The sequence below is a fragment of the Nonomuraea sp. K271 genome, from assembly GCF_009908215.1.
GTDB classification, from domain to species: domain Bacteria; phylum Actinomycetota; class Actinomycetes; order Streptosporangiales; family Streptosporangiaceae; genus Nonomuraea; species Nonomuraea longispora.
In genome coordinates, this window is record NZ_JAAAHR010000068.1 from 26,175 (window position 1) to 44,092 (window position 17,918).

Sequence of the window (17,918 nt, forward strand, 5' to 3'; positions counted from 1 at the left end):
TCGATGGAAGCCTTCACCACCCACACCGGTACGGCGGTGCCGCTGCGCCGCAGCAACGTCGACACCGACCAGATCATCCCGGCCGTCTGGCTCAAGCAGGTCAGCCGCACCGGCTTCGAGAAAGGCCTGTTCGCCGCCTGGCGCGAGGACCCGGAGTTCGTCCTCAACGACGCCGCCTACGACGGCGCCTCGATCCTCGTCTCCGGCCCCGACTTCGGCACCGGCTCCTCGCGCGAACACGCGGTCTGGGCGCTCCAGCAGTACGGGTTCCGCGTCGTGATCGCGGCCAGGTTCGGCGACATCTTCCGCAACAACTCCACGAAGATGGGTTTGCTGCCGGTCGTCCTGCCCGGCGACAAGGTGGCGGACCTGCAGTCGGCCGTCGAGGCCGACCCGAAGCTCGAAGTCACCGTCGACCTGCGGGAACGCCAGGTCCGCTGGGCGGACGAGGTCATCGCTTTCGAGATCGACGACTACACCCGCTGGCGGCTCATGGAGGGCCTCGACGACATCGGGCTGACCCTCCGTCACGCCGACGAGGTGGCGGCATACGAGAATGGTCGGCAGCCATGGCTGCCGACGACCGTCTAGAAGACGACGAACTGGCGCGGCGGTTGCGCGAGGCGCACCGCCGCGTCCGCATGCTCCCCGCCGCCGACAAGGAACGGATAGCGCGCCGCTATCTGTCGATCTGCGACCTCGCGAAGCGGGACCCGAAAAGGGCCGCGCTCCGCCTCGACACGTTTCTAACCTCCCTTGACGAGCCCTCCGACACGCCACGAAGTGCGGAAAACACGCCCGGTGATTGAGTTCCCCTGCGATCCCGCCTACTTTCGAGCCCGTAAGGGGTTTCTCCGTCAAACACGTAAACTGGAGCCCCGAGCCGTAACTGGGGGAGCAGGACTTTCATGAACAAGCGTGAACTCGTCGAGGCCATCGCGGATCGGGTGGGCGACAGGAAGACGGCCACCGAGGCCGTGAACGCGGTCGTCGACGCCATCCAGAAGGCCGTGGCCAGCGGCGACAAGGTCTCGATCACGGGCTTCGGCGCGTTCGAGATGGTGAACAAGCCCGCCCGCACGGCGCGCAATCCGTCGACCGGCGCGGAAATCAACGTCGCGGAGAGCTGGGCGCCGAAGTTCCGTCCCGGCTCCGATTTCAAAGAGCTCGTGAACGAGGGCGGCAAGAAAATCGGCAAGAAAAAGTAAACTCAGCGGACCACGCCCGGGCCGTCCGGTCCGGGCGTCCGCATTTCATGCGCCGGGCACCGGGAAAGTGGAGAGCGTGATGTAAGTGATCGCGCCCCCGGACATCGCGAGATTGACCCGCTGCCCCGTGCGCAGCAACCGGAGCGGCCCCGCGTCGAAGGCGGGCGCGCCGAACTCCAGCACGGTCCCGTCGTCGAGGAACACCGTGCCCGAGCGAGTGGCCTCGTCGAAACTGCGCACCGTCGCCTGCACGAGGACCAGCGTAAGGCGGCCGCGCCGGGCGGTCCAATAACCGTCTGTCCCCAGCCCTGTGCCGTGGCCCTGGGGCTCGGCGCCGGCACGGTGTTCTTCGACATCGCCCCCATGAGCCTGCTTCCCGCCATCGTGTCCAAGGAGCGGCTCGAACGCGGCAACGGCGTACTGGACCGCACCCGCCGTCATGAGATCGGCCGCCGCTTCCTGACCGCCGCCCCGGTCACGTGTCCGGCCACAACTCACCCACCACCGCCGCCGTGTGCCTGCCGAGCCCGAGCGCGACGGCCGCGCGCAGGTCGTCGGGGGTGTCGACGTCGCGGCGTACGGAGTCGATCCCCGGCACGGCCAGTTCCTTGGCCCCGGCGGCCAGGTGCTTGGCCCGCGACTCCCCGCCGAACCTGGGCGTGAACGGCGTCCCTGGCCGCACGCCGTAGAAGGTGGTCCCCACGTCCGGCGCGTCGGGCACGAAGGCCTGGTCGAACTCGGCCGCCGCCTCCAGCGCCAGAGCCAGTTCGGCCGGCCGCAGGGCGGGCAGGTCGGCCTGCAGCGCGCCCACCGCGTCGCCGGGCGCGACGCGTACGGCATGGGCGGCCCCCTTGCGGAGCGCGGTGTTCAGCCCGCGATCGGGGTCGTGCACCACCTCGGCCCCGAGCCCCGCGAGAGGGCCCGCGGCGGCCGGGTCGGCGGTCACCACGATCACCCGCGCCACCCGTCGGCACGACAGCGCCGCCTCCACGGTGTCGCAGGCCACCGCGACGGCCAGTCTGGAGCGGTGGGGCCCGGTCGCCGCGGCGAGCCGGGTCTTCGCCGCGACCAGCGTCTTCACCGGTACCACCAGTGACCACCGGTTGCTCATCGGTTTCTCCTTCGCTGAAGACCGCGGGCTTCAGCCAGGGAAACCCTCGTCGTGCGGGCAGGCGACGGCTCGACGCCCCGAAGAACATCCTGACGGCAGGGCGTACCGTGAACGACGTCACCTCCCCTGGCGCCCAGGCGGCTGCGGAGCGGTGACCCCGACCTGTGAAGATGGAAATCCCCCGCACGCGGGGACCAAGCCGAACGCTCAAGCATCGCGCGCCTCGACATCCCGAGCGGCCAACCGGGAGACTTGGGGCGCATCCCGCAGGTGTTGGAGGAGACCATGAGCCGCCCCACGCGACCGTCGCGTTTCTGGGAAACCCTGGCAGTAGTCGTGGTGAAACCGCTGTCCCGGCTCCTGGTCAAGAAGGACTGGCGCGGCGGGGAGCGCATCCCCCGCACCGGCGGCGTGATCATCGCGACCAACCATCTCTCCTGGGCCGACCCTGTCCTGCTGTCGCACTTCCTCTACAACAACGGGCGCTGGCCGGTAATCCTCGCCAAGTCCGCGCTTTTCAAAGTGCCCTTCCTCGGCCGGGCCGTGACGGCGCTGCTGGCCATCCCGGTCGCCCGCGGCAGCAGGGAGGCGGCCCTGTCGCTGCAGATCTCGGCGGAGCGGCTCGCCGACGGTTGTGCGATCATGTTCTACCCGGAGGGCACCTGCACCCGTGACCCCGGCCTGTGGCCCATGGTGGGCAAGACGGGCGCGGCCCGGCTGGCGTTGCAGAGTGGCGCGCCGGTCATCCCGGTCGCCCACTGGGGCGCGCATGAGCTGCTCCCCTACGGGGAGAAGAAGCCCAGGCTGTTTCCGCGCAAGACGTTCCGCGTGAGCGTGGGGCCGCCGGTCGACCTGTCGAAATACGCGGACCGGCCACCGCACGCGGACGTGTTGCGCGAGGCGACGGCCGACATCATGGCGGCGATCACCGCGCAGCTCGCCGGGTTGCGCGGGGAGAAGGCGCCGGAAACTCCCTACGACCCCGCCGGACGGTGATGGCATGACGAAGGTGGCCGTTCTCGGCACGGGCTCGTGGGGCACGACGTTCGCCATGATCCTGGCGGAGGCCGGCAACGAGGTCTCGCTGTGGGGGCGCAGGCCGGAGCTGGTCGGGGCGATCGACCGTGATCACGCCAACCCCGACTACCTGCCGGGCATCGAGCTGCCGGCCTCGCTGCGCGCCACGACCGACCCCGCACGGGCGCTCGACGGCGCCGACTTCGTGGTGCTGGCCGTGCCGGCGCAGCGGCTGCGGGCCAACCTGGCCCGCTGGCGCGAGCACCTGCCGCCCCGCGCGGTGCTGGTCAGCCTGATGAAGGGCATCGAGCTGGGCACGACCAAGCGGATGAGTGAGGTGATCCGCGAGGTCGCCGAGGTGCCGGAGGAGCGTGTCGCCGTCGTCTCCGGGCCCAACCTGGCCAAGGAGATCGCCATGCGCCAGCCCGCCGCCACCGTCGTCGCCTGCGCCGACGAGTCCGTCGCCGCCCGCCTCCAGGCGGCCTGTCACCTGCCGCCGTGGTTCCGCCCGTACACCAACCCCGACGTCGTCGGCGTGGAGCTGGGCGGCGCGGTGAAGAACGTGATCGCGCTGGCCGTCGGCGTCTCCGCGGGCATGGGCATGGGCGACAACGTCAGCGCCATGCTCATCACCAGAGGGCTGGCCGAGATCTCCCGGCTGGGCGCGGCGCTCGGCGCCGACGCGCACACGTTCGCCGGGCTGGCCGGCATGGGCGACCTGGTGGCCACGTGCACCTCGCCGCTGTCGCGCAACCGTACGTTCGGCGAGAACCTCGGCAGGGGCATGACGCTGGACGAGGCCGTCGCGGCCACCAAGCAGACGGCGGAGGGCGTGAAGTCCTGCGAGTCCGTGCTGGAGCTGGCCAGGAAACACGACGTCGAGATGCCCATCACCGAAGTCGTCGTCGGAGTGGTGCACGACGGCATGTCCCCGGCGGAGGCGGGCATGTTGCTGATGTCACGCTCGCCCAAACCCGAGCGTTACGGCGTATAAGAGAAGGCCTGATTACGGCGTGCTCGGCTCGCTGTGACAGGGACACCCCGGTAGATTCGGACACCATGAGCAAGCCACGCGTCGCCGTCGTTTTCGGGGGTCGCAATTCGGAGCACGCCGTGTCCCTCATGGGCGCGGGCAGCGTTCTGGAAGCGATCGACAGGAGTAAATACGAGGTGATCCCCATCGGGATCGCCCAGGACGGCAGGTGGGTGCTGACCACGTCCGAGCAGCGGTTCGCCATCGAGTCGGGTGAGCTGCCGGTCGTCGACGGGGCGGGCGCGGCGCTGGCGCTCCCGTCGGGCGGCAACGCGCTGGTGGCCTACGACCCGGGCAGCATCCCGGTGGAACTGGGCTCGGTCGACGTGGTGTTCCCCGTGATGCACGGGCCGTTCGCCGAGGACGGCACGATCCAGGGCCTGCTGGAGATGGCCGGCGTGCGTTACGTCGGCTCGGGGGTGCTGGCCAGCGCCGTCGGCATGGACAAGGCCCACATGAAGACCGTGATGGCCGCCGCGGGGCTGCCCATCGGCCGCTATGTCGTCGTCCGCGACCGCGACTGGCGGCTCGACCGGGAGCGCGTGGTCAAGGAGGCCGAGGAGCTCGGTTTCCCGGTGTTCGTCAAGCCCGCCAGGGCCGGTTCCTCGCAGGGCATCTCCAAGGCGTCCGACCGGTCCCAGCTGGAGGCGGCGGTGGAGGCCGCCAGGCAGCACGACCCGAAGGTGCTCGTCGAGGCCGCCGTCGCCGGCCGCGAGATCGAGTGCGCGGTGCTGGAGTCGCCCGGCGACGAGCCGGCCGCGGCGTCGGTCCCCGGCGAGGTCAGGGTCGAGGGCGGGCAGGAGTTCTTCGACTTCGAGGCGAAGTACTATCCCGACCAGATGTCGCTCACCGTGCCCGCCGACATCCCGGCCGAGACGGCCGAGGAGCTCCGGGCGATGGCGGTGCGCGCGTTCGAGGCGCTCGACTGCGAGGGGCTCGCGCGGGTCGACTTCTTCTACACGCCCGAAGGCGGGCTCGTGTTCAACGAGATCAACACCATGCCCGGGTTCACGTCCTTGTCGGTGGCGCCGCAGCTCTGGGCCGCCTCGGGCCTGCCCTATCCGGCGCTGGTCGACCGGCTCATCCAGCTCGCGCTGACTCGGTCGGCGGGGCTGCGCTGAACGATCGGCCGGTCAGCGGCCCGCCATCCGGGCGATCGGTTCCGACAGGTCCGCGAGCACCTCGGCGGCCACGTGCTCGCCTCCAACGGTGACTTCGACGTACGCGGTGTCGGTCACCGCGGTGAACAACGTGGGCCTGTCGGGGTCGGCGAACCAGCCCACGCCGCCGATCTCCCGCAGCTGGTCGGTGGGCGCCATCCTGGCCGGCCGGCCCACTCCGCAGCGCAGCGCGATGGTTCCCTCGCCCCAGACGGCGACGTACGGCGACTCGGGCGTGGACGTGCCGCGCTCGTCACCGTCGAGGGTCTCGGGCAGCAGCCCGGCCAGCTTGTCGCACGCGGCCACCGCCTCGCCCTGCGGCGTGGGAGGATCGACCTGCACCGTGCCGCACCCGGCGAGGGTCAGCAGAGCGAGCAGGACAGTGGCGGCACGCATGCGGCGACTACCTTCAGATGTGGACGATCGGACACGTCAGGGTACGCGTGATCCCCTCCACCGCCTGAATCTGTGCGACGACGAGCTTGCCCAGCTCGTCGACGTTGTGGGCCTCCGCACGCACGATCACGTCGTAGGGCCCTGTCACGTCCTCCGCCTGGGTGACCCCCGGGATGCCGGAGATCTCGCGGGCCACGGCGGCGGCCTTGCCCACTTCGGTCTGAATAAGGATGTAGGCCTGCACCATTACGTCCTCCTGGGCGATTGGATCACGCCGATGGGTAACCGTACCCTGTGTGCGTCAGGAGGTGTGTCATCACAGTCGGAGATCTCGGCGAATTCGGTGTGGTAAATCGCATTACCGGACGCCTTCCCCAGGGTGCTGCCGTAATGCTCGGGCCGGGTGACGACGCGGCCGTGGTGGCCGCGCCCGACGGACGTGTCGTGGTCTCGACCGATCTGCTGCTGGAGGGCCGGCACTTCCGCCGTGACTGGTCAGGCGGCTATGACGTCGGACGCAAGGCCGCGGCCCAGAACCTCGCCGACGTGGCCGCCATGGGCGCCGTGCCCACCTCGATCGTGGTGGGGCTCGGCATCCCCGCCGACCTGCCCCTGACGTGGCTCGACGACCTGACCGGCGGGTTCCGCGACGAGTGCGCCGTGGTCGGCGCCAGTGTGGCCGGCGGTGACGTGACCCGGTGCGACCAGGTGGTCATCGGGGTGAGCGCGCTGGGCGACCTGGAGGGGCGCGCTCCCGTGCTGCGCTCCGGGGCCAGGCCGGGGCACGTGGTGGCGGTGACGGGCCGGCTGGGGTACGCCGCCGCCGGGTGGGCGGTGCTGGAGGAGGGCCTGGCGGCCGGCTCCCCGGCCTTGGAGGAGGTCGTGGCCGCGCATCGCAGGCCGTCGCCACCGTACCCGATGGGGCCGCAGGCGGCCGCCCTGGGCGCCGGCGCGATGCTCGACGTCAGCGACGGGCTGCTGCAGGACCTCGGCCACGTCGCCGAGGCCAGCGGGGTCGGGATCGAGCTGGATCCCCGGGCGTTCGCCGTGGGGGAGCCGGTCGCGGTGGCGGCGAAGGAGGTGGGGGCCGATCCACTGGAGTGGGTGCTCACGGGTGGTGAGGATCACGCGCTCGCGGCGGTGTTCCCCCCGGAGGTACGCCTGCCGGCATCGTGGCAGGTCGTGGGCCGCGTGGTCGAAGGCACCGGTGTCGTGGTGCGCGGCCGGAAGGTCGGACGGCGCGGCTGGGATCACTTTGAGTGACTTCTTGTCCCGATTTAAGTGAAAATTTCCGGATTTGTGGCGTGACTAACGGGATTGTTGTGACAGCGGCGTAGCGAAGGTGTTATGAAGATTGGCGGCCACTGTAACCGGGAGAAAGGGCAGCCATGGGCCGCCACGGCACAGGTGGATCCGAAGACGGGGACGAACGGGGGAACGGCAGCGCATTCTGGGGTCCTGACGAGGAGGCCGACCAGCCCGGCTGGCCTTCCCCACCGGACCAGCCCGAGGTGACGGGCCAGTGGGCTCCCATGCCACGGCGTACGGACGCGCCGCCGCCGCGCGCGCCGCAGTCCGAGCCGTTCGAGACCACCGGAGCCTTCGCGCTGCCCGCCGACGCCGCCAGCGGATTCTCACCGGCCAACGACCCCAGGAGCCCGTTCCAGCCGCCTCAGGGCCAGTGGGGCGAGGAGGCCGGGCCGATGGAGACGACGGGCGCGTTCGCCCGCCCGCCCGAGTGGGGCCCGCCCGCCGACCGCTCGTTCAACGGGCCCGACGCGGGCCCCGCTGACCAGACGGCCGTGTTCGGCGCTCCCGGCGGCATGCCGGCCCCTGGAACGCCGGGGTCGGGCCACGCAAGCGCTTTCAGCCGTCCCGCGGACGACGGCCGGTTCGGCGAACCGGCCGGCCGGCCGTACGGCGGAGGACCCGCTGATGCGGACGCGCAGGACGACAGGTCCGGGCCGTCCGGAGGACCGGATGACAGGTCAGGGCCGTTCGGAGGTCCCGACGAGCGGACTGCGTTCTTCGACGGCGCTCCGGATCGTTCCGGTTTCTTCGACGAGCCCGACGACCGTACGGCAGCATTCGACCCGCCCCCCGTGCACAGCAGCGGCCCGCCCGAGCCCGGCGACATCAAGGTCGCCGGCTCGCCCACCGCCGTGCAGGCGCCGGCCTGGGCCAACGCGGAGACCGGGTTCCTGGGCTCCGGCTGGTCGGCCGACTCCGGCCCCGGCGGCCCTCAGGAACCGCCCCGCGACCGTCGCGGCCGGCGCAAGGCGCGCCGCGACGACGAGCTGGTCTCCGGCGCCTCGTCGGGCGGCGGCAAGGGCAGGGTGGCCCTGCTGTCCGTCGCCGCCGTGGCCGTCGTGCTCGGCGGCACCGTGGCGGGCGTCAAGTTCATGAGCACCTCGGGCGGTACGGACAAGTGCGCGGACACCACCTGCGCGGCCGTGCAGGGCGCCACCAACCGGCCGGGACCGGAGGTCTCCCAGCCTCCAGTGGAGGAGACGGAGCCGGAGGAGGAGCCGTCGGACGAGCCGGTGGAGGACACCGGACCGGCCGAGACCCCGACGCCCACCGTCACGTACAACGCCCGCCCGCGCCACACGGAGCCGGCCAAGCCGACGCCCACCAGGACGAAGGTGAAGAAGTCGAAGGAGCCGGCCCAGGAGCCCGCGCAGGAGCCGGTGAACGATCCGGACGAGGAGAGCCTGCCCGAGGACACGCCGCTGGAGGAGCCCTCCTCGGTGGACGCCGATACCGGCGCCGCGCCGACGACCACCAGCATCCCCGAGCCCACCGACGACACCGGGTCCTTCGGTTCGCCGTCCGGCACCGGGTCGGTGAACGTCCAGCAGACCATCCGGCAACGGATGACCACGTACGCGGCCGACCTGCGGCTCTCCAACACCTCGCCGGAGACGCTGCAGAACCTCACGGTCACCGTCCCGGTCGAGGGCACGGTCGTGGACGTGCGGGGCGCCCAGTGGACGCAGGACGGTGACCTGCTGATCCTCGACGTGTCGGCGCAACTGGCCACGGGTGACACGGTCGAGGTCTCGTTCACCGCGACGGGCAGGGGCACACCGGCGGCCAACTGCGGGATGGTCCGCGGGGAGTGCGTCGTCAGCTGAGTGGTTGGATAGGGGACATGACGGAGCGATCACCGCAAAGCGCCCCTTCCGCCGCGGTTTCCACCCCGCCACGCGTACTGACCGTCGCCGGCTCCGACTCAGGGGGCGGCGCGGGGATCCAGGCCGACCTGAAGACCATGATGGCCCTGGGCGTGCACGGAATGAGCGTCATCGCCGCCGTGACCGCCCAGAACTCGCTGGGTGTCCAGGGCTACTGGGAGCTGCCGCCCGAGGCCGTACGCGCGCAGCTCGACTCCGTGCTCGGCGACATCGGCGCGCAGGCCGTGAAGACCGGCATGCTCGCCTCGCCGGTGCTGGTCGAGACGGTGGCCGACGTACTCGGGCGGTACGACGCGCCGCTGGTCGTGGACCCCGTCGGGGTGTCGAAGCACGGCAACTCACTGCTCGCTCCCGAGGCCGTCGAGACGGTGCGTACCCGCCTGCTGCCCGTGGCCACCGTGGCGACGCCGAACCTGTGGGAGGTGGAGCAGCTCACCTCAGTCAAGGTCGAGGTCGCGGACGGCCTGCGCGCGGCCGCCGACGCCATCCTGGAGCTCGGGCCCACCTGGGCGCTGATCAAGGGCGGCCACCTGCCCGGCGCCCCGGTCGACCTGCTCACCGACGGCACCCAGGAGTTCCGCTTCGCCGCCGAACGCCTCGACAACCGCCACACCCACGGCACGGGCTGCACGCTCGCCTCGGCCATCGCCTCCCACCTCGCGGTGGGCGACGACGTGCCCTCGGCGGTGGGCAAGGCGAAGGAGTACGTGACGGGGGCGATCGCCAAGGGCTTCCCCCTCGGCGACGGCATCGGCCCGGTCGACCACGCCTGGCGCTGGCGCTGACCAGCCCCGAGCACCCTCCCGATCACGCGGACACGCGGTCGTCCCACCACGACGACCGCTGAGGGGGAAGGACCGCCCGGTCCTACAAGGTGCTGAGCCGGTTCGACGTGGGTGCCTTGGACTGGCCCTGTGGCCGTACGCCGAGCTGCGGTCCGGCCATAGGGGTCGTGGCGTCGTCTCCGGCACCCCTGACCCGGCTAGCCGCCCCTCAGCGACGCGAAGGCGGCGTGCTCGGCGAGGAACCGCAAGGATGGGGACCCCAAAGGCGTGGGACCCGGCCCGGCGGCGCGAGAGAAACGGGGGCAGGTGCGGGTGACGGCGGAGGGGAGAAGCGGGAGCAGGGTGCGGGAGGGGCCGACCGGCGGCGCGGGAGGAAGGGCCAAGGGGCTGCGTAGAGCGAGGCCCGGAAGTGCGGGAGGAGCGGTCCCGGGATGAGCCCGTCAGGGGCGGGCATGACGAAAGCCCGCCGGATCCCTCAGAAACCGGACGGGCTTCGTGAACGTGCGGACTAGCGGGTGACCTTGCCCGCCTTGATGCACGAGGTGCACACGTTCAGCTTCTTCGGCGTGCCGCCGATGACCGCGCGGACCGTCTGGATGTTGGGGTTCCAACGACGGCGGGTGCGGCGGTGGGAGTGGGACACGTTGTTGCCGAACGTCGGCCCCTTGCGGCAGACATCGCAGACGGAAGCCACGGTATCGCTCCTTAAAACAGTCGATGTAGCCCTGTCCGCGGATGAGTTCCGGGCGGAGGGCACGCCGGGACGACCGGCCAACCAGACGAGAATATCCGATCCACCCCGATGGGCGCGAACCAGAGCACTGGACCGGGTCCGATGCGGCGATATTCTCCTCCACAACCGTAGCGCATCAGGGAGGTCGGAGGGCCCCCATGGAGATCCTCGACCCGCCGGCGGTGCGCCGCTGGGCCCGCCTGGCCGCCGACGCGCTCGGCCAGGCCAGGACGGAGATCGACGCGCTCAACGTGTTCCCCGTGGCCGACGGCGACACCGGCACCAACCTGCACCTGACCATGCTGTCGGCGGCGAGGCCGTCGAGTCCCTGCCCGACGCCATGGGCGACTCGCTGGTGGTGGTGGGCGGCGGCGAGCCGGGCGGCTGCCCGCTCCTCATCGGCGTGGAGTGACGGCGGGACAGTCGCGCGCGGACGGCCCAGATGGGGATTCCTGTCGGCCTCAAGCGGTAGAACTAAATGTCGTGAGCCGTTTCGACGAGCCTCTGACGAAGGCCCTCGACCCGAAGACCGCCAAGCTGCTGCACAGCGTGCTCGGCCTGGAGACGGTCGGTGACCTGCTGCGCCACTATCCGCGCCGCTATGCCGAGCGCGGCGAGCTGACCTCGCTCGACGCGCTGGAGGTCGACGAGCACGTCACGGTGGTCGGCGAGGTGACCAGGCTGATGCGCAAGCCCATGCGCAACCGGGGCGGCACCTGGCTGGAGGTCGAGATCGTCGACGGCAACGGCAACAGGCTCTATCTGTCGTTCTTCGGCAAGGGCTCCCATGTGGCCGAGTCCCGGCTGAAGCCGGGCCGGCGCGGGATGTTCGCCGGGAAGGTGGGGTTGTTCGGCGCGCGGGCCAAGCCGCGCTGGCAACTGGCTCATCCGGAGTTCGAGCTGTTCGAGGAGGGCGAGGCCAACGCGGAGGAGTTCGCGGCGGCGCCGGTGCCGATCTACGCGGCCGGCAAGGACCTGACGCCGTGGGCGATCAGGCGTGCGGTCGGCGTCGTGCTCGACACGCTGGGCCCGCTGGAGGATCCGCTGCCCGCCGAGTTGCGAGCCCGCCACGGTCTGCAGGATCTCGGTGAGGCGCTCGTGGCCATCCACCGGCCGAAGGACTTCGCCGACGTCGGCAGGGCGCGCAAGCGGCTGAAGTTCGACGAGGCGTTCGTGCTGCAGGCGGTGCTGCTCCAGAGGCGGCAGGCGGCCACCGCCTGGCCGGCGCGGCCCAGGCCGAGGCGGTCCGGAGGCATGCTGGCCGACTTCGACGCGCGGTTGCCGTTCTCGTTGACGGAGGGCCAGGCGGAGGTCGGCGAGGAGATCGCGGCAGACCTCGCGTTGGAGCATCCGATGCACAGGCTCCTGCAGGGAGAGGTCGGCGCGGGCAAGACGGTGGTGGCGCTGCGCGCGATGTTGCAGGTGGTCGACGCGGGCGGCCAGGCGGCGCTGCTGGCGCCCACCGAGGTGCTCGCCCAGCAGCACCACCGCTCGATCACCACCATGCTGGGCGATCTGGCGCAGGGAGGCATGTTCGGGGGGACGGCCGTCACCCTGCTGACCGGCTCGATGGGCGCCGCCGCCCGCCGTTCGGCGCTGCTCGACGCCGCCTCCGGCACGGCCGGCATCGTCGTCGGCACGCACGCGCTGCTGCAGGAGCACGTCCAGTTCGCCGACCTCGGGCTGGTCGTGGTCGACGAGCAGCACCGGTTCGGGGTCGAGCAGCGCGACGCGCTGCGCGAGAAGGCGGGCGGAACGCGCCCGCACGTCCTGGTGATGACGGCCACGCCGATCCCGCGCACGGTCGCGATGACGGTCTTCGGCGACCTGGAGGTCTCGACGTTGTCGCAGCTCCCATCGGGTCGCGCGCCCATCACCACCCATGTCGTCCCGGCCGCCGAGAAGCCCCACTACCTCGAACGCACCTGGGAGCGGGTCAGGGAGGAGGTGACGCTGGGGCGGCAGGCCTACATCGTGTGCCCACGCATCGGCGACCTGGAGGGCGACGAGGGCGATCTCGCGAGTCCGGCCGACGAGGAGCGCCGCCCGCCGCTCGCGGTGCTCGACGTGGCCAAGCTCCTGTCGGAGGGGCCCTTCCACGACCTGCGCGTCGGTACGCTGCACGGCAAACTGCCGCCGGAGGAGAAGGACGCCCTCATGCGAGCCTTCACGCGGGGCGAGCTCGACGTCCTGGTGGCGACCACGGTCATCGAGGTAGGGGTCGACGTGCCCAACGCCTCCGTCATGATCATCATGGACGCCGACCGCTTCGGCGTCTCCCAGCTGCACCAGTTGCGCGGCCGGGTCGGCCGGGGTGGCCTGCCCGGCCTGTGCCTCCTGGTCTCCGACTTCCCCGAGGGCACCCCGGCCCGCGCCCGCCTCGACGCGGTGGCCGCGACGCTCGACGGGTTCGAGCTCTCACGGGTCGACCTGGAGCAGCGGCGGGAGGGCGACGTCCTGGGCGCGGCGCAGTCGGGCAAGCGCTCCTCGCTGAAGTTGCTGCAACTGCTGCGCGACGAAGACGTGATCGCCACGGCCAGGGAGGAGGCCGGCGCGCTGCTGGCCAGGGACTCCGAGCTGGCCGCCCACGAGGGGCTGCGCGCGGAGATCGAGCGACTGCTGGCCGACGAGCGGGCGGACTACCTGGAGAAGACGTGACATGCCGCCGGCGCGGCGGCGTGAAGGATGGTCATGTAAAAGGCCCAGCCGCGGGGACGGCCTCCCCCCGAATGCCGTCCCCGGCTGGGCCCACCCTCGGGTCAGGTGCCGAGGGAACCGGCGTGCGGAAGGGCTCACGATCACGCCGGTCGGCCTTCATGTGGGTCACCTTGAAGGCCGCAGAACTCATCATGCGGGCCGATCCCCCCGATGTGAATCACCCTTGCGTACTCGAGGCAGACACTTGTGCACTCTTGACCTGCGCGAACATACGGAACAATGGGCGACATGACGCGGATCATCGCAGGCAGCGCGGGTGGCAGGCGGTTGGCCGTGCCTCCGGGGCGCGGGACGAGGCCGACCAGCGACAGGGCGCGAGAAGGGATCCTCTTGACGCTCGATTCACTCCACGGCATCCGCGACGCCCGGGTGATCGACCTGTACGCCGGTTCCGGGGCGGTCGGGCTGGAGACCCTGTCCAGGGGAGCGGCGGCGGCCCTGCTCGTCGAGTCCGACCCCAGGGCCGTGCGGACGATCAGGGCCAACGTCGAGTCGCTCGGCCTCGACGGCGCCCGCGTGGTTGCCGACAAGGTGGCGCGGGTGCTCGGGAAGGCGCCTGAGGAGCCGTACGACATCGTGTTCGCCGACCCGCCCTATGCCACGTCCGACGGCGAGGTGGAGCGGGTGCTGGAGTTGCTGCGCGACAACGGCTGGCTGGTTGACGGGGCGTTGGTGGCGTTCGAACGGGAAAGCAGGGGAAAGGCCCTTATGTGGCCAGAAGGCTACGTTGAGGAGAGGGTCCGTCGATATGGTGAAGCGTCCGTTTGGTACGGTCGCGCCGCCGGGAACCCGTAGACCTGGGAGGCGTCTTGCGCCGCGTAGTCTGCCCGGGGTCGTTCGACCCCATCACCAATGGCCACCTCGACATCATCGGCCGGTCCGCGCGGCTGTACGACGAGGTGACCGTGGCAGTCCTGATCAACGTCGAGAAAAGCAGCCTGTTCACGGTCGACGAACGGATCGACATCCTGCAGACCGTGACCAAGGACTATCCGAACGTCAAAGTCGAGAAGTTCCACGGCCTTCTGGTCGACTTCTGCAGGCAGCACGACATCCCCGCCATCGTCAAGGGCATCAGGGTGGTCAGCGACTTCGACTACGAGCTGCAGATGGCGCAGCTCAACTACCGCCTGTCGGGGGTGGAGACGCTGTTCATGCCCACCAACCCCGAATACTCGTTCCTCTCCTCCAGCAGGGTGAAGGAGATCGCCCGCTACGGTGGTGACGTGTCGGGCCTGGTGCCTGATCTGGTGCACAAACTGCTCATCGAACGCCTGAGAGGCTAGCCCCCACCGCGGTGCCGGACGTGCCTCCCACGTGGGGCGCTGTGCCCCTGGGGGGTCTGTGGGGGCGTGCCCCTCGCAGGGGCTGGTATTCTTTCTTTTCGGCCTTGTACGACGGCGACGGTTTTCGCCATGCCTAGCGAGAGCAGGATGACTCAGCACCTCGACCCCCGCTCCCCTTGGGTGATCTCCACCCACGACCTGGGAAAGCGGCCGGGCACGATGAGGCGGACGACCCTGTCGCTCCCGGCACCGGCAGATCTCGGCGTCGACATGATCGGTGTCCCCAAAGACGCCGAAGTCGAGCTGGATCTCAGGCTCGAAGCAGTGATGGAAGGCGTGCTCGTCTCTGGCACGGCGCATGCCCCGCTCGCCGGGGAGTGCGCGCGGTGCCTCGACCCTGTCACCTCGGACGTCGAGGTCAACTTGCAGGAGCTGTTCTTCTACTCCGACGAGGACGCCTCGGAGGAGGATTCGCTGCTCGACGGGGAGCTGCTCGACCTCGAGCCGACGTTCCGCGACGCGGTGGTGCTCGCACTGCCGTTGAGCCCGGTGTGCGGGGACGACTGCGAAGGGCTCTGCGCGGAGTGCGGGATCAAGCTGGCCGAGGCCGGCGCGGATCACCGGCACGAGAAGATCGACGCCCGCTGGGCGTCGTTGCAAGGTCTGATTTCCGAGAACGATAACGATCAGGAGAAGTGACGTGGCCGTCCCGAAGCGAAAGATGTCGCGGAGCAACACCCGCGCCCGTCGCTCCCAGTGGAAGACGACTGCTGTCGCCCTGGTGAGCTGCCCGCAGTGCCGTTCGCCGAAGCAGCCGCACATCGCGTGCCCCACCTGCGGCACCTACAACCGTCGTCAGGTCATCGAGCCGTCCGCCTGATTGACGTGATGCCGACCGGGTGCCATTGTGCCTCGGTCGGCGTTACCGTCTCAGATGCGTGCGGCGGCGGTTCGCCCGCGGCCGTGGTGGACGCCGGGGCTACGCGTTACCCCGACGCCCACCACGTTTTCGGGCATCTTCCGCAGTCGGCGCGCCATGTGAAGATGTCCGAGGAGGAAGCACGTGGGCGCAGGTCCTAAGCCGGTGGCCGTGGAGGTCGCCAGAGACGAGCTGGAGCGGGTCCTGGCGGTAGCCCTTGACCCCGCCATTCTCGAGCGGGCGCTGACGCACCGCTCCTACGCGTACGAGAACGGTGGCCTGCCCACCAACGAACGCCTGGAGTTCCTGGGCGACTCCGTGCTGGGCCTGGTGGTCACCGACACCCTCTACCGCAACCATCCCGACCTGCCCGAGGGCCAGCTGGCGAAGCTGCGCGCCGCGGTGGTCAACATGCGGGCCCTGGCCGACGTGGCCCGTGGTCTCGTGCTGGGCCGCTTCCTGCGGCTCGGCAGGGGCGAGGAGGGCACCGGCGGGCGCGACAAGTCGTCGATCCTGGCCGACACCCTGGAGGCGCTGATCGGCGCGGTCTACGTCGACAAGGGCCTCGACGAGGCGTTCCGGGTGGTGCACCTGCTGTTCGACCCGCTGATCGTGCGTTCGGCGTCGCTGGGCGCCGGGCTCGACTGGAAGACCTCGCTGCAGGAGCTGACCGCCTCCGAGGCGCTGGGCGTGCCCGAATACCATGTCGAGGAGAGCGGCCCCGACCACGCCAAGTCGTTCACGGCGATGGTGCGGGTCGGTGGCGAGTCCTACGGCTCGGGCACCGGCCGCAGCAAGAAGGAGGCCGAGCAGCAGGCGGCCGAGGCGGCGTGGACCCGCATCAGGGCCCGCAGGGAGCAGCGCGAGAGCCAGCCCGCGAGCTGACCCGGCGCCCTGAGGGTTGCCACAAGGTGATAGTTCAGCGTCCAGAGGGCGAGGTGCGTGATGCCCGAGTTGCCCGAGGTTGAGGTCGTCAGGCGCGGCCTCGCGCAATGGGTCATCGGCCGTGAGATCGCCTCCGCGGAGGTGCTGCACCCCCGCGCGATCAGGCGTCACATGCCCGGCCCCGACGAGTTCACCGCGCGGCTGAAGGGCCGCGCGCTGCTGTCGGCCGAGCGCCGCGGCAAATATCTGTGGTTGCCGCTGTCGGGCGCCGAGGAGGCGCTCATGGCGCATCTGGGGATGAGCGGCCAGCTGCTGGTGGTCGACGGTGACGCGCCGCCGGAGAAACATCTGCGCGTACGCGTCCGGTTCGAGGACGGCGGCCCCGACCTGCGCTTCGTCGATCAGCGTACGTTCGGCCACGTCATGCTCACCGCCCTGGCCGGCGGCGTGCCCGAGCCGATCGCCCACATCGCGCCCGACCCGTTCGAGGCGGTGTTCGACGACGACGAGTTCAGCCGCAGGCTGAGGGCCAGGCGCACAGAGGTCAAGCGGGCGCTGCTCGACCAGTCGCTGATCAGCGGCGTCGGCAACATCTACGCCGACGAGGCCCTGTGGATGGCCCGGCTCCACTGGGCCCGTCCCACGCAGACGCTCACCCGGCCCAAGATCGCCGAGCTTCTGGGCGCCGTACGCACGGTCATGGCAGCCGCCCTCCAGCAGGGCGGCACGTCGTTCGACAGCCTGTACGTCGACGTCAACGGCGACAGCGGCTACTTCGAGCGGTCCCTGGAGGTCTACGGCCGGCGCGACCTTCCGTGCTCCCGCTGCGGCACCCCGATCAGGCGTGAGGCGTTCATGAACCGCTCGTCCTACTTCTGCCCCAGATGCCAGCGACGAGCGCGCTCAGCGCGGCCAGGACCGCCGCCGGCCACATCACCGCAGTGATCGACACGCCGTCGGCCACCCGGCCACCGGCGAACGCGCCGAGCGCGATGGAGATGTTGAAGGCGCTGACGAACAGCGCCGTGCCGAGTTCGCCGCCGCCCTCCCGCATGATCCACAGCTGGAGCGCGACACCCACGCCGCCGTAGCCGAGGCCCCACACCACGAGCACGACCAGGGGGAGTCCCGTCACGGGCAGCGCCGCCGTGGCCAGGGCCATGAGGGCGGCCAGCGCCATCAGCACCGCCCTGGGGTTCCTCGCGGCCAGCGCGCCGGAGACGAAGTTGCCCGCCACGCCCGCGGCGCCGTACACCAGGAGCGCGGTGCTGATCAGGGCGGGACCGGCGTGCGCGACCTGTTCCAGGAACGGCCGGAGGTAGGTGTAGGCCGCGAAGTGGCCGGACACGATGAGGACGGTCAGCACGAGCGTGAGCTTGAGCGGCCCTGAGAGCCACGACGGCCTCCTGGAGGCCCTGGTTCCGCCCGGGGCCTCCTGGGCGCCGGGAAGGCCGCGCGGGTCTGTGAGAG

At 70.7% G+C, this 17,918-nt stretch carries 22 protein-coding genes; 16 read left to right on the plus strand and 6 right to left on the minus strand.

Annotation, left to right across the window (positions count from 1 at the left end):
• Window positions 1–3 precede the first annotated feature (3 nt).
• The 3 genes from leuD (at window position 4) to GUY59_RS23415 (ending at window position 1,208) form a co-directional block, all read left to right on the plus strand.
• Entirely contained in the window at window positions 4–591 is a 588-nt protein-coding gene (gene leuD / locus GUY59_RS23405; RefSeq protein ID WP_138199803.1) for a 3-isopropylmalate dehydratase small subunit, read from the plus strand.
• On the plus strand, window positions 570–809 hold the full coding sequence (locus tag GUY59_RS23410) for a hypothetical protein (protein ID WP_138199804.1): 240 nt from the start codon (window positions 570–572) through the stop codon (window positions 807–809). Before leuD ends, GUY59_RS23410 begins: the two co-directional genes overlap by 22 nt.
• Before the next feature lie 99 nt (window positions 810–908).
• Complete coding sequence (locus GUY59_RS23415) at window positions 909–1,208, plus strand: HU family DNA-binding protein (protein WP_132334500.1); 300 nt, start codon at window positions 909–911, stop codon at window positions 1,206–1,208.
• 45 nt (window positions 1,209–1,253) lie between these two features.
• On the opposite strand, the gene GUY59_RS23420 is transcribed toward GUY59_RS23415, so the two are convergent.
• Together GUY59_RS23420 and cofC are read right to left on the minus strand one after the other, a co-directional pair.
• Entirely contained in the window at window positions 1,254–1,460 is a 207-nt protein-coding gene (locus tag GUY59_RS23420; RefSeq protein ID WP_132628049.1) for a hypothetical protein, read from the minus strand.
• 223 nt (window positions 1,461–1,683) lie between these two features.
• Window positions 1,684–2,319: a 2-phospho-L-lactate guanylyltransferase gene (cofC, locus tag GUY59_RS23425; RefSeq protein ID WP_138199805.1), complete on the minus strand. Its 636-nt coding sequence runs from the start codon at window positions 2,317–2,319 to the stop codon at window positions 1,684–1,686.
• Between the two features lie 285 nt (window positions 2,320–2,604).
• Here cofC and GUY59_RS23430 point away from each other — a divergent pair, with 285 nt between their 5' ends.
• The 3 genes from GUY59_RS23430 to GUY59_RS23440 all read left to right on the plus strand — a co-directional run bounded on the left by GUY59_RS23430 (window position 2,605) and on the right by GUY59_RS23440 (window position 5,490).
• Complete coding sequence (locus tag GUY59_RS23430) at window positions 2,605–3,315, plus strand: lysophospholipid acyltransferase family protein (RefSeq protein ID WP_138199807.1); 711 nt, start codon at window positions 2,605–2,607, stop codon at window positions 3,313–3,315.
• 4 nt (window positions 3,316–3,319) lie between these two features.
• Window positions 3,320–4,330 carry an NAD(P)H-dependent glycerol-3-phosphate dehydrogenase gene (locus GUY59_RS23435; RefSeq protein ID WP_138199808.1) on the plus strand — a complete coding sequence of 337 codons (1,011 nt, stop codon included), beginning with the start codon at window positions 3,320–3,322 and terminating at the stop codon, window positions 4,328–4,330.
• 65 nt (window positions 4,331–4,395) lie between these two features.
• Window positions 4,396–5,490, plus strand: a complete 1,095-nt coding sequence (locus GUY59_RS23440) for a D-alanine--D-alanine ligase family protein (protein ID WP_138199809.1) — start codon at window positions 4,396–4,398, stop codon at window positions 5,488–5,490.
• Window positions 5,491–5,502: 12 nt separating this feature from the next.
• Here the strand turns inward: GUY59_RS23440 and GUY59_RS23445 are convergent, their stop codons facing one another.
• Both GUY59_RS23445 and GUY59_RS23450 read right to left on the minus strand, forming a co-directional pair.
• Window positions 5,503–5,925, minus strand: coding sequence for a DUF3515 family protein (locus GUY59_RS23445; RefSeq protein WP_138199810.1), 423 nt, complete (start codon window positions 5,923–5,925; stop codon window positions 5,503–5,505).
• 13 nt (window positions 5,926–5,938) lie between these two features.
• The gene (locus GUY59_RS23450; protein ID WP_132334507.1) at window positions 5,939–6,172 is read right to left on the minus strand and encodes an Lrp/AsnC family transcriptional regulator; all 234 of its coding nucleotides are present in this window, start codon (window positions 6,170–6,172) and stop codon (window positions 5,939–5,941) included.
• 47 nt (window positions 6,173–6,219) lie between these two features.
• Here GUY59_RS23450 and GUY59_RS23455 point away from each other — a divergent pair, with 47 nt between their 5' ends.
• The 3 genes from GUY59_RS23455 to thiD all read left to right on the plus strand — a co-directional run bounded on the left by GUY59_RS23455 (window position 6,220) and on the right by thiD (window position 9,907).
• Window positions 6,220–7,188 (plus strand): thiamine-phosphate kinase, encoded by a 969-nt coding sequence (locus tag GUY59_RS23455; RefSeq protein ID WP_289513410.1) that lies wholly within the window; start codon window positions 6,220–6,222, stop codon window positions 7,186–7,188.
• Between the two features lie 269 nt (window positions 7,189–7,457).
• The gene (locus GUY59_RS23460) at window positions 7,458–9,062 is read left to right on the plus strand and encodes a hypothetical protein (RefSeq protein WP_161714656.1); all 1,605 of its coding nucleotides are present in this window, start codon (window positions 7,458–7,460) and stop codon (window positions 9,060–9,062) included.
• Window positions 9,063–9,079: 17 nt separating this feature from the next.
• Entirely contained in the window at window positions 9,080–9,907 is an 828-nt protein-coding gene (thiD, locus tag GUY59_RS23465) for a bifunctional hydroxymethylpyrimidine kinase/phosphomethylpyrimidine kinase (protein WP_138208806.1), read from the plus strand.
• Window positions 9,908–10,415: 508 nt separating this feature from the next.
• On the opposite strand, the gene rpmB is transcribed toward thiD, so the two are convergent.
• Complete coding sequence (gene rpmB / locus GUY59_RS23470) at window positions 10,416–10,601, minus strand: 50S ribosomal protein L28 (RefSeq protein WP_049556934.1); 186 nt, start codon at window positions 10,599–10,601, stop codon at window positions 10,416–10,418.
• A gap of 522 nt (window positions 10,602–11,123) precedes the next feature.
• Here rpmB and recG point away from each other — a divergent pair.
• The 7 genes from recG (at window position 11,124) to mutM (ending at window position 17,393) form a co-directional block, all read left to right on the plus strand.
• On the plus strand, window positions 11,124–13,298 hold the full coding sequence (recG, locus tag GUY59_RS23475; protein WP_138208383.1) for an ATP-dependent DNA helicase RecG: 2,175 nt from the start codon (window positions 11,124–11,126) through the stop codon (window positions 13,296–13,298).
• A 288-nt stretch (window positions 13,299–13,586) separates the two neighbouring features.
• Window positions 13,587–14,153, plus strand: a complete 567-nt coding sequence (gene rsmD, locus GUY59_RS23480) for a 16S rRNA (guanine(966)-N(2))-methyltransferase RsmD (protein WP_132340967.1) — start codon at window positions 13,587–13,589, stop codon at window positions 14,151–14,153.
• A gap of 14 nt (window positions 14,154–14,167) precedes the next feature.
• Entirely contained in the window at window positions 14,168–14,644 is a 477-nt protein-coding gene (gene coaD, locus GUY59_RS23485) for a pantetheine-phosphate adenylyltransferase (protein ID WP_132503575.1), read from the plus strand.
• A 147-nt stretch (window positions 14,645–14,791) separates the two neighbouring features.
• Window positions 14,792–15,343, plus strand: coding sequence for a YceD family protein (locus GUY59_RS23490; RefSeq protein WP_138208384.1), 552 nt, complete (start codon window positions 14,792–14,794; stop codon window positions 15,341–15,343).
• 1 nt (window position 15,344) lies between these two features.
• The gene (gene rpmF, locus GUY59_RS23495; protein WP_033409409.1) at window positions 15,345–15,524 is read left to right on the plus strand and encodes a 50S ribosomal protein L32; all 180 of its coding nucleotides are present in this window, start codon (window positions 15,345–15,347) and stop codon (window positions 15,522–15,524) included.
• A 204-nt stretch (window positions 15,525–15,728) separates the two neighbouring features.
• Complete coding sequence (rnc, locus tag GUY59_RS23500; protein WP_132340976.1) at window positions 15,729–16,448, plus strand: ribonuclease III; 720 nt, start codon at window positions 15,729–15,731, stop codon at window positions 16,446–16,448.
• A gap of 60 nt (window positions 16,449–16,508) precedes the next feature.
• Window positions 16,509–17,393 (plus strand): bifunctional DNA-formamidopyrimidine glycosylase/DNA-(apurinic or apyrimidinic site) lyase, encoded by an 885-nt coding sequence (mutM, locus tag GUY59_RS23505; protein WP_138208385.1) that lies wholly within the window; start codon window positions 16,509–16,511, stop codon window positions 17,391–17,393.
• On the opposite strand, the gene GUY59_RS23510 is transcribed toward mutM, so the two are convergent.
• On the minus strand, window positions 17,302–17,918 hold a 617-nt coding region (locus GUY59_RS23510), incomplete at its 5' end, for an MFS transporter (protein ID WP_330849196.1). The two genes, mutM and GUY59_RS23510, sit on opposite strands and share 92 nt — an antisense overlap.

Coding starts and splice junctions, on each gene's coding strand:
- GUY59_RS23440 (WP_138199809.1), top strand. CDS start 4,396: ATGAGCAAGCCACGCGTCGCCGTCGTTTTCGGGGGTCGCAATTCGGAG.
- leuD (WP_138199803.1), top strand. CDS start 4: ATGGAAGCCTTCACCACCCACACCGGTACGGCGGTGCCGCTGCGCCGC.
- GUY59_RS23460 (WP_161714656.1), top strand. CDS start 7,458: ATGCCACGGCGTACGGACGCGCCGCCGCCGCGCGCGCCGCAGTCCGAG.
- mutM (WP_138208385.1), top strand. CDS start 16,509: ATGCCCGAGTTGCCCGAGGTTGAGGTCGTCAGGCGCGGCCTCGCGCAA.
- thiD (WP_138208806.1), top strand. CDS start 9,080: ATGACGGAGCGATCACCGCAAAGCGCCCCTTCCGCCGCGGTTTCCACC.
- GUY59_RS23410 (WP_138199804.1), top strand. CDS start 570: ATGGCTGCCGACGACCGTCTAGAAGACGACGAACTGGCGCGGCGGTTG.
- GUY59_RS23430 (WP_138199807.1), top strand. CDS start 2,605: ATGAGCCGCCCCACGCGACCGTCGCGTTTCTGGGAAACCCTGGCAGTA.
- GUY59_RS23490 (WP_138208384.1), top strand. CDS start 14,792: ATGACTCAGCACCTCGACCCCCGCTCCCCTTGGGTGATCTCCACCCAC.
- GUY59_RS23435 (WP_138199808.1), top strand. CDS start 3,320: ATGACGAAGGTGGCCGTTCTCGGCACGGGCTCGTGGGGCACGACGTTC.
- GUY59_RS23450 (WP_132334507.1), bottom strand. CDS start 6,172: ATGGTGCAGGCCTACATCCTTATTCAGACCGAAGTGGGCAAGGCCGCC.
- rsmD (WP_132340967.1), top strand. CDS start 13,587: ATGACGCGGATCATCGCAGGCAGCGCGGGTGGCAGGCGGTTGGCCGTG.
- cofC (WP_138199805.1), bottom strand. CDS start 2,319: ATGAGCAACCGGTGGTCACTGGTGGTACCGGTGAAGACGCTGGTCGCG.
- GUY59_RS23415 (WP_132334500.1), top strand. CDS start 909: ATGAACAAGCGTGAACTCGTCGAGGCCATCGCGGATCGGGTGGGCGAC.
- GUY59_RS23445 (WP_138199810.1), bottom strand. CDS start 5,925: ATGCGTGCCGCCACTGTCCTGCTCGCTCTGCTGACCCTCGCCGGGTGC.